This is a genomic window from Zavarzinella formosa DSM 19928, from assembly GCF_000255705.1.
Taxonomy (GTDB): Bacteria; Planctomycetota; Planctomycetia; order Gemmatales; family Gemmataceae; genus Zavarzinella; species Zavarzinella formosa.
On the sequence record NZ_JH636448.1, the window covers coordinates 87,771 to 99,976 of the forward strand.

Genomic DNA, 12,206 nt, shown 5'->3' on the forward strand with positions numbered 1-12,206 from the left:
CGCACAATCCGGCGTTTGTTGGCCCGTTTTCAAGAGGCATGAAAAGCAACCACAAGCGCCTTCCACGGCCGTTTTCTTGGCGAATCGGATCAGGTCAGCCATTGGGTAACAACTAACGGCGCGGGGCGGCTTTCACCTTGGGTATTTGCCCCGTTGAGTGAGGATGGGCAACAACGTCCGGCCGAATCGGATTGCCCTCGACAAACCCCTGAAGGCTTGGTACGGCTCTCGTCATGGGGGGATGGTTCCGACTCGCGGCCCTGCCGATGATGATCGGCGCCTTGCTGGCGCATGGAATCGCGCGAGCCGAGGAAGATCCGCCCCCGCCGACCGCTACATTGGGAGTTCCTTCCTCTCCATTGCCTCCGGATGGCGATAACACCGGCCCGGCCCCGCCGGGACCGCTGGCTCCTCCGGCTTCGTTGGGGGTTCCGGCCCGCCCGCCGACTCCCGGCGGTGATGACAATTTCGGGGCCAATCCTCCGGGGCTTCCTTCCGTCGCCCCACCGCCGCCGTTGCCGAAGAACTGGCAGCCCCGGCAGGAGAAATACGCTTTCGGAACACAGTTCGGGGCGGCGTTGCTCACCAGCAAAAACGGCCTGCCCGGTTATGGCCTCACTTGGTTTCCTTCCGGCAATGTCGGCAATCAACCCGGCAAGGATCTGGGGTTGGTTCGGCAAGAGCTTGCCCTGTTCAGCCCGTTCTGGCAGGAAGGTCCGGATGCCGCCATCGCCTTTCTCGGTGTCCGCAATTCGCTTTTCAAAACCGACGCGAAGTTAGTGAACTCTGATCGGGACTTCCCGACCAATCTCTGGGACATCAACGTGGGGGTCAGTTATTCCCACTCCTTTGCCGAGGGATGGACGGCCGGGGTGAACGTGAATGCCGGTTCCCCCAGCGACAAACCCTTCTCGGCCGCCAATGTGCTGAACGCCGGCATCATCGCCTACCTCACCACGCCGGGCCGGGCCAACGATCATTGGGTGTTCGCCGTCATTTACTCCCCGACATCGGACTTTGCCTATCCGATTCCCGGCGTGGCGTACTTTTACCAGCCGAACGAGTATTTCGAGATGAACATCGGCATCCCTTTTCTCATGAAATGGAGACCCTACGAAGATGTGACCTTGGAGGCGTTCTACCTCCCCATCCGCACACTATCGGCCAAAGCCTCTTGGGAGGCAACGCCGGGGATACGGGCTTTTGCCTCGTTCAACTGGTATTACGAAAGCTATTTTCTCGCGGAGCGGGCCAACAACGGGGACCGTTTCTTTTCATTTGAAAAGCGACTGGCCACCGGCCTGTCGTTTGATTTGCCGTTCAATCTCGCCCTCGAAGTCTCCGGGGGATACGGGTTTGATCGCTTCTATTTCCAAGGACGACGTTACGGGGACCGCAACCGCGACCGCGTGAGCGTCGATCCGGGAGTGTTCGGCCAGCTTCAAATTCGCCTCAAATTCTGACCGGATTTTCGGAACAATCCCAACTTCCCTTCCGTTCTTCCAAAAATCGTCTTACGATTCATGAGCCGGGGATTGCCGTCTCGGAATTCAAATTACCCACAGGCGAACCCCGGTCCCGCCGTTGCTCTCCTATGGATATCCCGTCCGATTGAATCGCACGCACAAGGAGTGTCCAAGCATGTCCTCCCTTGTCTCTGCTCGGCGAACCCGGAACGAATTGTTCCTCGGGTGGCACAATTCCCCGGCCAGATCGGTCGGCTTCCACACCAGCACAATGGCCCCGCCGCCTGCCGCCAGTTCAAACGGCTTGTGGTACGATGGCGACCGCCACCTGATGACCATCGCTCCGACCCGTTCCGGCAAGGGACGCGGCCTCGTCATCCCGAATCTGCTGATGTATGACGGCCCGGTGATTGTTCTTGATCCGAAAGGGGAACTGTATCGGGTAACATCCGAGCGACGGCGGGCGATGGGCCAGAAGGTTATCAAGCTGGACCCCTTCCGGGTGTTAGGACCGGAAAGCGACGGATTGAACCCCTTCGACGTGTTCGACCTTCCCAATGCGGATGTGGAAACCGACTCCCAAACGATGGCCGACTGGCTGTCCCTCGGCAACAAAGGGGTGAAAGACCCGTTCTGGGATTTGAACGCGGGGGGCGTGTTAAGCGGCCTGATCGGCTACGCCACCATCTCCGAACCGGAAAAACGGCATCTCGGCACCGTGTTCGACGTGCTGATGGCCGACGACGCGGCCTATCAAATGGCCGTGATTCTCGACACGGTCGGCAAAAGGCTCAACCGCCTCAGCTATCAGGAACTGGCGGCTTTCCTGCAACTTCCGGAGAAGGAAACCCGGCCCAGCGTGCTTGGCACGGTCAATTCCTACATCAAGCCGATGCTCTCGGAACGGGTGCGTTCCACGTTTGCCCAGTCGAGTTTCAAGTTGCAAGAAGTGATCGACGGCGAACCAATGTCCGTGTACATCGTCCTGCCGCCGGACAAGATGACCAGCCACAAAGCCATCCTGAAACTCTGGCTTGGCACCTTGATGAAGGCCGTGATCTCCCGGACGTCCATCCCCGAAAAGAAGACCATCCTCTTTTTGGACGAATGCGGCCAGATTGGCAATTTCCCGTTCCTCGAAACAATGATGACCCTGTGCGCCGGCTACGGCCTGCTTTGCTGGACCTTCTGGCAAGACCTGCACCAGCTTTCCTCGGCCTACCCGACGACTTGGCAGACCATCGTCAACAACTGTGCTGTTCTGCAAACCTTCGGCATCAACAACCGGATGCTGGCCGCTAATTGGGGCGTGTATCTGCGTCACACCGCCGACGAACTGCTGATGCTCCCCGGCGACGAACAAGTGGTGCAAATCAACGGCCGCGACGAAATCCGCTGCCGCCGGGGCGATTATCTGAACGACCCCCTGTTTGCCGGTCTGTTCGCGGACAATCCGATGTATGCGGAAAAAGTGAAAAATGGAGACGGTGAACGGGGCCGGTAAGAGAAAATGACCAGTCTACTGTGAAGCCGCGACGCGAAGGCTTTGCACAGCGGAGCGTGAACCGGAACCCAATAAAACCAAATACCCTGTTCCAGTCATCGTCCACCTCGCGTTTTGCGATTACGGTTTTTTGGTTTTCAAAGTTTTGGTATTGGCGAGCCGAGCAGCGTAAGCTGCCGGATGGCTTCCAGCGGGGAAGTCGCTCCAGCCACGGGCTTGAGTCCGGCTGAGTAAAAGGGAAGTGGTTTAACCGCCGGAAGCCACCCGGCAGCTTACGCTGCTCGGCTCGCCAATACCAAACCTTGAAAACCAAAAGACACCACCGCAAATTCGCCGACCTTCTGTTCTTTTGAAGTTTCGGGGAATTAGCCCGTTTTCAGTTCCAAGTTCCAAGTCTCGCTTGACGTGTGGTATCATGGCCTCCGCGCCCGGAGGATGATTCCATGCGGTCAATCGCTCTTGTTCTTCTTGCTTTGGTGTTCGCCGTTCCCCATTTGCGGGGTGAAACCAAAACCACCACGGTGAAGCTGAACGGCCACACGTTCACCCTTCCCGAAGGGTTCACCATCGAACTGGCGGCCAAGATACCGCTGGTGGACCGGCCCATCGTTGCCTCGTTCGATGACAAGGGCCGGCTATACGTTGCCGATTCCTCCGGGTCGAACGAGCGACCGGCCGAGCAATTGAAGAATCCCACCCACCGGATCATGCGGTTGGAAGACACCAACGGGGATGGCATCTTCGACAAATCGACCGTCTTCGCCGACAAGATGATGTTTCCCGAAGGCATCCTCTGGCATCGCGGCAGCGTCTACGTCGGCGCCCCGCCGCATATCTGGAAACTGACCGACACCGACGATGATGGGAAAGCCGACAAACGGGAGATTTGGTTCGACGGCAAAACGGTGACCGGCTGCGCCAATGACCTGCACGGCCCCTATCTCGGGCCGGACGGTTACATCTACTGGTGCAAAGGGGCATTCGCCAAACAGGAATACACGCTTCCCAACGGCAAAAAGTTCACCACGCGGGCCTCCCACATTTTCCGGGCCAAGCCGGACGGCACTGGCATCGAACCCGTGATGACCGGCGGCATGGACAACCCCGTCGGCATGGCCTTCCTGCCCAACGGTGAACGCTTCTTCTCCTGCACGTTTTTCCAACACCCCGGCAACGGCCAGCGTGACGGCCTCATCCACGCCATCTACGGCGGCATCTACGGCAAAGACCACGACGTGATCTACGACCCCGACCACAAATGGACCTCGCCCAACCTAATGCCGGTGATGACGCATTTGGGACCGGCCGCCCCGGCGGGGTTGCTGCGCGTCGGCCACACGTTGTACGCCACCCAATTCAACATGCGCAAGGTGAGCAAGCACGTTTTGAAACCGACCGGATCGACGTACACAACAGAGGACAGTAACTTTGTCGTCTCCGACAATCAAGACTTTCACCCGACAGACGTACTCGAGGAAGCGGATGGCAGCATCTTGGTTGTGGACACGGGCGGTTGGTACAAGTTGTGTTGCCCGAGTTCGCAACTGGTGAAGACCGACGTGCTGGGGGCGATTTACCGGGTGCGGAAAGCAGACAAGAAGTACGATGACGAGGCATGGAACAAAAAAGCGTGGCCCAACAAAAACTATCCCGTTTCAAAACTCATTTACTATTTGCTTGAGTTTCCCGTCTCTTCGCCTTTCGTCCAGAGATTGATCGAGAGTATTGCCGGGCGGGGCGATGAATCTATCGAAGTCATGGCGAAGACTCTCTTGTCCGCCAACAATGGCGATTTGGACGATACCGCTTGGGCAAACGCCATTCGTGTCGCCATTCGGATTGACTCCCCGGCTTCTCGTGAACTTGTTCGCAAGGTGGTGGCTGAACTGACAAAGCGGTCTTTGAAAAAGGATGGCGCATTCCAAGCGTCAGCTCATGCCTTGGGACTCTGGCGAGACAAATCCGATGTTCCCGCATTGTTGAAAATGCTCCAATCGGACAACCTCATCACCCGCCGCATGGCCGCCGAGGCGTTGGGCCGCATCGGCGATGAATCAGCCGTGCCGGGTCTGTTGGAGGCATTGGCCCCCAAGAATATCGACCGCACGCTGGAACACGCCCTGACTTATGCCCTCATTGAGATCGGTTCCGACAAGGCGACGGCTGAGGGATTGAAGAATCCGAGCATCACCGTTCGGCGGTGCGTAATGATCGCCCGCGATCAACTGGGGCTGGCAACTCCGGCCGAGAGCATCACGCTCGGGTTGAAATCGCCGGATGCCGCGTTTCAGGAAGCGGTTTGGTGGATCATCAGCCGGCATCCCGAATCGGCAGAACAGTTGTCGCCTGTCATCCGTGAACGGCTTACGGACACCACGATCAAGCCGGCCGAGTGGAATGCCCTCGCGGAACGAATCGCCAAACTGGCGGGAACGCCGGTCATTCAACAACTGCTGGCTGACCTGTTGCCCGTAGCCTCCCCGGCCATCGCCCGTGAAAGAATTTTGCCCCTGATGCGTTCGGCGGTTGGTCGGGAGATGCCACGGCCGTGGCAAATCGCGTTTGAAGGTTTTTTGGCCAAACCCGATGGCGAACTGACCGACGACGTGTTGCAGACCGTGCGGCGAATGCCCGCCCCCAAGGTTGATGCGGCGGGTTGGAACAAGTTGATTCAACACATTGCCACGAACGCCAAATCGGAGGCCACTCGGGTTCTGGCGCTCGCCTCGGTGATCGGCGGGGCAAACACCCTTTCCGACCAACAGGCAAAAATGGTCTTTGGCTTGTTGGTGTCCCCGGAGGCGAAGCATCGGAGCGTGGCCGCCGATGTGCTGGCCCGGTCAAAGTGGTCGGAGGCCCAATTGCTGGAACTCGTCCGGTTGATGCCCTCGACGACTCTTGCGGAACGAGATCGGGTGTTGGCCGCTTTTCAACAATCGACGAGCGAAACGCTTGGCCTCGAAATTCTGAAGCAACTCCAAGCCCCCGGCTGGCGAACCACGCTCCGCGTCGATCAAGTGCGGGGGACATTCGCCAAATACCCGGAGGCGGTCAAGGCCGAGGCCGAGAAGTTGAACGCCCATCTGAACGCGGACCTAAAGCAACAGACGGCCACGCTGGACGCCCTCGCCAAACGCCTTCCCGCCGGGGACATTCGCCGGGGCCAGGCGGTGTTCAACAGCGCCAAGACCTCGTGTATCGCGTGTCATACTCTCGGCTACGTCGGCGGCAAAATCGGGCCGGACCTCACCCGGATCGGCTCCATCCGCAACGAACGGGATTTGTTGGAATCCATCGTCTTCCCGTCGGCCAGTTTTGTGCGGAGTTATGAACCCGTCTCGGTGAAAACCTCCGACGGCCGGGTGTTCAACGGCGTCCCCAAAAAGGACGCCCCGGATGAGTTGATCCTGACGCTGGCCGCCGACAAGGAAATCCGAATCGACCGCAAAGAGATCGAGGAACTGACCCCTGGCAAAGTCTCGATCATGCCCGCCGGACTGGCCCAACAAGTCACGGAACAGGAACTCGCGGATTTGATCGCCTTCCTAAGAAACTGCAAGTGAGTGCCAGTTGTGTCCGCTGCGCGGAAGGGTTTAGGGTTTACAAGAGATTGGTAGTTGACAAACCTCCTGTCGCCGCTCAGATACTGCCCGCAAACCCTAAACCCTAAACCCTAAACCCTAAACCCTAAACCCTAAACCCTAAACCCTAAACCCTGCCGCGTAGCGGCCGATTTCTCTCAAATCCAGCCACTCGGCGATTGACAGTGTACAGGTGTTCAGGTATTTATTAGGGAGCAACAAGACTGCGTTTTCCCTTCGGGTGCATGATGTTATTGAGCGAACTTCCCCCCCGGCACCAGGATGGTGCGCCGCCGGTATATTCCGTCCCACACACGGAACCCGTCGCCCACACAACGGAAATCATGATTTCACATATCCCGCTGGCCAAAGCCCTCGCGTGGAAATTCGCCCGGCGGGAGGGGCGGCGGGTTCCCGTTGATGATCTGTTTGCCGAGGCTCTTTTTGGTCTGGCCTACGCCAACCACCTGTTCGATCAATCGCGGGGCGTGCCGTTTAAGAAATACGCCATCATGGTGATTTGCCATCGGCTGCGGCATTTGATTAGCGGCTGGCAACGGCATGATCGGGAAGTGCCTCTTCCCCGGCTACCCCATGAGCCGGAAACCGAATGGCAGCCGCCGGACCGGGAAGACTTCCAACAGGCGGGGCGGGACATGGATGCGGCCCAACTCTGGTCGGAAGTCCGGGATACCCTCTCGGCCCGCCAATACGAGATTATCCAGCTCCATTACCGGTCGGGTTGTTCGCTGGCCCAGATCGGCCGCCGCTTCGGGATCAGTCGGCAACGGACCAGTCAGTTGCTCGCCAAGGCCCAAAAAAATCTTCGGACTCGTTGGGCGAACCACGAACCGGAGGTGTGAGTTTCTTTGCCGCTCATCGGCGGCGTTGGCGGCATCCCTGAACACTTCCGCTTCAAAATTGTCTCTCCCCTTCGGCGATAATCCTCTTCCTGATAAGTAGTTTGAGTGTGGTTGCCCGACGTCTTCGACGGAGATGTCGTTTGGCCCGAGTCCGGGCGGCTCTCATGAAGTGAAGGCTTGATGAGAGGCGTACAATGGTGGGCCAGTCAAAAGTGCAAAATTGAACACTCTACATGTAATTCTGTCCACTAACCCACTTTCCTTGCAAGTGTTCCCGCTGATATTCTTCCGCAATTTTTAATCGCAAATCATTTATAAATAATGCTTTACAACAACATATCTGCCTGGGCCATTTTTGTTGTCAGGAATCTTTCATTTTTGGCATGACCCTTGCTTCTCTATACGGCGGGTGTCAAGGCCAGGTCGGCCGGATGCCCAAGGTAGTTGGGCGACTCGACCAACGAGACTCTGATCTTCAGAATCCGACACTTGGTCAAACTCCTCCAACCTCCTGTCCCCGGAAAAATTCGAGTGCGGAATGCAACTTTGCGTAAGAGTGGCGTTCCAGAAACGAATCTTCTTACGGGACAACAACTTATGGATATAACCGGGGAAGTGTCCCATGGAATTCCTGACTGCCGCCCTGAAAGAGTTGACCGACCAGCAAGTTCGGTACGCTCCGGCGCAGCGACGGCGGGAGCAGGCGGCCAAGGCGACCAAGCTTATCGGGGAGATCGATCCCCGGCGGTTGTATCCCTACCCGTTTGTGTGTTTTCGGATCACGGACTTTTGGTCGGAGGCTCATGCCGACCTGTTGATACCGGGATCGGATCTGCTGTCCGACCTGGCCGAGTTCATTCGGTTGGCGGGAGAGAATCTCCCGGCCCCGACGGACGAGGACATCCCCGAGCGGATGTACACGCTGGACGAACTCAGCCGGGAATTCAACGTCTCGACCAAAACCATCGGCCGGTGGCGGGTCAGGGGGTTGGTGGGCCAGCGGATGATCGTGAACGGCCGGCGACAACTCGGTTATCCCAAGTCGCTGGTGGAACGGTTTATGCGGGAAAATCACGACCTCGTGGAACGCGGCCGGAATTTCAGCCGCCTCGACGGGGATGAGCGAACGCGGATTTTGTATCGGGCCCGTCGTCTTGCCAACGCGGGTGGTGACATCACGGAAGTTTGCCGCCGGATTGGCCGCCGGTTCAGGCGATCGGTCGAAGCGATCCGTTACACGATCAAAAACTTCGACCGCGAGTGTCCGCAGCACGCGATCTTTCCGGATCGCCGGGTGTCGTTGGATGTTCAGGTCAAGGAAATGATCTTCAAAGACTACGAAAGGGGTGTTCCCGTGGAAACTCTTGCCAAACAATATGATCGGACCCGTCTCGCCGTTTATCAGGCGATCAACGAGATTCAAGCCCGCCGGGTGATGGAAAAGCCGGTGGAATATATCCACCACGAATCGTTCGAGGTTCCCGAGAACGAAGCCGTCATCATGGCCACCATGCCCGGCGAGGAAGCCTTCCAGGCGGCCTGTCTGACCATGACAGCCCCGAAGGATGTCCCGGCCGAGATGCAGCATCTGTACCGGATGCCACTGCTCAACAAAGAGCAGGAACAGCACCTCTTCCGGAAGATGAACTACGTCAAGTACCGGGTGAACAAACTCCGGGACACGATGGACCCGGCCGCCGCTCAAACTGGCGACCTCAAACAACTGGAAGACCTGCATGCCGAGATCCGGCTGGTGCGGGACCGGTTGATCGGCTGCAATACCCGGTTGGTGGCGAGCATCGCCAAGAAGCACGCCAACCAGTTCGACAACCTGCCGGAACTGATGTCCGACGGGTCGATCTCCCTGATGCGGGCCGTCGAGAAGTTTGACTTCTCACGGGGCAACAAGTTCAGCACCTATGCGACGTGGGCCATCATGAAGAACTTCGCCCGGAGCATCCCGGACGAAAAGACCCACCGCGAACGGTATGTGACCGGCCACGAAGACATGTTCGAGGCCCGGCCGGATGTCCGCACCGACGAGCAGGAAGTGCTGGCCCAAGCCGAGTTGGTCAAGGACAAGGTGAGCAAGTTGCTCGAAGTCCTCGACCCCCGGACGCGGGACATCATCCGCATGCGGAACGGTCTCGACGGCAGCGCCGAGATGACCCTCGAACAAATCGGCCAGCACTTCGGCATCACGAAGGAACGGGTGCGGCAGATCAATGTTCGCGGCATGAAGCAGTTGAAAGACAAGGCCGACGTGAAAGATGCCTGAGTCCTGACGACAGACAGTCAACGCAAAAGGCCGCCTCGAAATGAGGCGGCCTTTTTTCGTTTGAAGAAGAGCAGACTTCACGCAAAGATCGCAAAGGGGACGCAAAGCTCGCCTAAGTTGTCAAAGCCCGGTATCAACAACTTCCCCCCGCGTGTTTGGTGAAAATTAAAATTTCATCAGTCACACGGGGGCGAGCGTTTGCCAGTGGGCTTTGACAACTTAGGCGAACTTTGCGTCCCCTTTGCGATCTTTGCGTGAACTCTTCTCTTTTCTGAGCCCCTGAACTTACTTCCCGCCACCATTTGTCGGGGGCAGCAACGCCTTGCGGGACAGTTTGATGCGGTTCTGGTCGTCGATGGCGACCACCTTCACGTCAATCACCTGGCCGACTTGCAGCACGTCTTCGACCCGGCCGACGCGGAAATGGTCGATTTCGCTGATGTGCAGGAGGCCGTCTTTGCCGGGGACGATCTCAATGAACGCCCCGAATTCCTTGATGGACGCCACCTTGCCGGTGTACGTCTTGCCGATCTTCACTTCTTCGCACAGCGCCTCGACCTTGGACTTGGCCGCCTCGGCCCCGGCGGCGTCGCTGTGGGCGATGTACACGGTGCCGTCATCATCCACATCGAGCTTGGCGCCGGTGGATTCTTGAATGGCCTTGATGTTCTTGCCGCCCGGCCCGATGAGCAGGCCGATCTTTTCGGGGCTGATCTTCGTGGTGAGCAACCGCGGGGCTCGGGGGCTGAGGCTCGGCCGGGGCTTGCGAAGCGTCGTCAGCATGTGCCGGAGGATTTCGCGGCGGCCTTCCTTCGCTTGTTCGAGGGCGGCCTTGATGATTTCTTCGGTGATGCCTTCGATCTTCAGGTCAAGCTGAATGCCGGTCACGCCGTTTTGAGTCCCGGCCACCTTGAAGTCCATGTCGCCGAAGTGGTCTTCGTCGCCTTGGATATCGGTGAACAAGGTGAACTTCTTGCCTTCTTTCACGAGGCCGATCGAAATCCCGGCGACGGGTTGCTTGATCGGCACCCCGGCGTCCATCAGGGCGAGCGTCCCGCCGCACACGGAGGCCATCGAGGAGGAACCGTTCGATTCCAGAATGTCGGAGATGAGTCGCAGGGTGTACGGGAATCGGGTGGTCGGCGGCAGCACGGCCTTCAGGGACCGTTCCGCCAACATGCCGTGACCGATTTCCCGACGACCGGGAGCCCGCACCGGCTTCGTTTCGCCGACGGAGAAGGGCGGGAAGTTGTAGTCCAGCATGAACTTCTTGCTGTACTCGCCTTCCAGTCCTTCGATCTTCTGCTCATCGGCGACCGTCCCGAGGGTGGCCGTGATGAGGGCTTGCGTTTCGCCCCGTTGGAACAGGCTGGAACCGTGAACGCAAGGAAGCAAACCGACTTCGCTGGACAGCGGCCGGATTTCCTTGAAGCCCCGGCCGTCGAGACGGACGCCACTGAGGGCGAGGTCGCGGAAGACCTTTTCTTCCAGCGTCATCCACGCGAAGCCGAATTGCTGGGTGGTGTAAGCGGTCCCCTCGCCCATGTACTCGGCCTTGACCTTGGCCTTGAGTTCATCGACCTTTTCGTAGCGCTCGAGTTTGGCCTTGGTGAGCTTGCGGGTCTTCAGATCTTCGGCATACTTCTCCGCGAAGATCGCCGTCAGCGGATTGGGGGCCGAGGCCGGGGCGCCGGGCTTTTTGCCAAGGCCAGCTTTTTCACGCAGTTCTTCGATCAACTCAATGATCGTCACGATCTGCGAATGACCGAATAACACCGCTTCGAGGATCACGTCTTCGGGGAGTTCACGGGCAAAGCCCTCGATCATAGCGACGGCGTCCCGCGTCCCGGCGACCACGAGGTCGAGGTCGCTGGATTCCATGTCGGCCACGGTCGGCATCACGACGTACTTGCCGTCCACGCGGCCAACCCGCACGGCGGCGGTCGGCTTGGCGAAGGGGATGTCCGAGACGTGGAGGGCGGCGCTGGCCCCGATCATCGACAGGATGTCCGGGTCGTTTTGCCGGTCGGCGGCCATCACGGTGCAGATGATCTGGACTTCGTTAACGTAGTCGGCGGGGAATTGCGGTCGAAGGGGTCGGTCAATCAGGCGGGCGGTCAGGGTTTCCTTGATGGAATTTCGCCCTTCCCGCTTGATGTACCCGCCGGGGAACTTGCCGGCGGCGGCGTAGCGCTCGCGGTATTCCACGGTGAGGGGGAAGAAGTCGATGCCCGGCCGAATACCGCCTTCGACGACGGTGTTCAGGGTCATGGTGTCCCCGAACCGGACGAGGACGGCCCCGGAGGCTTGTTTCGCCAGTTTTCCGGTTTCAAGGACGAGAGTGGAGCCGCCAAAAGCACATTGGACTTGAGTCACTGACATCAGGGTGTTACCTCTCACATGCTGCGGCAGGAGTCAATCGGCCGACTGAGTGAGAATTTTTCGTTGTTTCTGTTCCGAAGTGACTGAGATTTGATTCTGGCTATTTGCAAAAAACCCCGGCCGTCGGAGACG

At 58.5% G+C, this 12,206-nt stretch carries 6 protein-coding genes; 5 read left to right on the forward strand and 1 reads right to left on the reverse strand.

The features are described 5' to 3' along the window. Window positions 1–233 precede the first annotated feature (233 nt). From BGIM_RS0139115 to BGIM_RS0139135, 5 genes are all read left to right on the forward strand, one after another. Window positions 234–1,463 carry a hypothetical protein gene (locus BGIM_RS0139115; RefSeq protein ID WP_029631555.1) on the forward strand — a complete coding sequence of 410 codons (1,230 nt, stop codon included), beginning with the start codon at window positions 234–236 and terminating at the stop codon, window positions 1,461–1,463. Window positions 1,464–1,641: 178 nt separating this feature from the next. Continuing rightward, window positions 1,642–2,970 carry a type IV secretory system conjugative DNA transfer family protein gene (locus BGIM_RS0139120; RefSeq protein WP_020475053.1) on the forward strand — a complete coding sequence of 443 codons (1,329 nt, stop codon included), beginning with the start codon at window positions 1,642–1,644 and terminating at the stop codon, window positions 2,968–2,970. 443 nt (window positions 2,971–3,413) lie between these two features. After that, window positions 3,414–6,533: a PVC-type heme-binding CxxCH protein gene (locus BGIM_RS0139125; protein ID WP_020475054.1), complete on the forward strand. Its 3,120-nt coding sequence runs from the start codon at window positions 3,414–3,416 to the stop codon at window positions 6,531–6,533. 362 nt (window positions 6,534–6,895) lie between these two features. Further along, window positions 6,896–7,414, forward strand: a complete 519-nt coding sequence (locus BGIM_RS0139130) for a sigma-70 family RNA polymerase sigma factor (RefSeq protein ID WP_157369768.1) — start codon at window positions 6,896–6,898, stop codon at window positions 7,412–7,414. Window positions 7,415–8,036: 622 nt separating this feature from the next. Beyond that, window positions 8,037–9,692: a sigma-70 family RNA polymerase sigma factor gene (locus BGIM_RS0139135; RefSeq protein WP_020475056.1), complete on the forward strand. Its 1,656-nt coding sequence runs from the start codon at window positions 8,037–8,039 to the stop codon at window positions 9,690–9,692. Window positions 9,693–9,977: 285 nt separating this feature from the next. On the opposite strand, the gene pnp is transcribed toward BGIM_RS0139135, so the two are convergent. Then, on the reverse strand, window positions 9,978–12,074 hold the full coding sequence (gene pnp, locus BGIM_RS0139140) for a polyribonucleotide nucleotidyltransferase (protein WP_020475057.1): 2,097 nt from the start codon (window positions 12,072–12,074) through the stop codon (window positions 9,978–9,980). Between the last annotated feature and the right edge of the window lie 132 nt (window positions 12,075–12,206).

What these genes read in the sequence shown, in the direction of transcription:
- BGIM_RS0139130 (WP_157369768.1), top strand. Translation starts at nt 6,896, where the DNA reads ATGATTTCACATATCCCGCTGGCCAAAGCCCTCGCGTGGAAATTCGCC.
- pnp (WP_020475057.1), bottom strand. Translation starts at nt 12,074, where the DNA reads ATGTCAGTGACTCAAGTCCAATGTGCTTTTGGCGGCTCCACTCTCGTC.
- BGIM_RS0139120 (WP_020475053.1), top strand. Translation starts at nt 1,642, where the DNA reads ATGTCCTCCCTTGTCTCTGCTCGGCGAACCCGGAACGAATTGTTCCTC.
- BGIM_RS0139115 (WP_029631555.1), top strand. Translation starts at nt 234, where the DNA reads ATGGGGGGATGGTTCCGACTCGCGGCCCTGCCGATGATGATCGGCGCC.
- BGIM_RS0139125 (WP_020475054.1), top strand. Translation starts at nt 3,414, where the DNA reads ATGCGGTCAATCGCTCTTGTTCTTCTTGCTTTGGTGTTCGCCGTTCCC.
- BGIM_RS0139135 (WP_020475056.1), top strand. Translation starts at nt 8,037, where the DNA reads ATGGAATTCCTGACTGCCGCCCTGAAAGAGTTGACCGACCAGCAAGTT.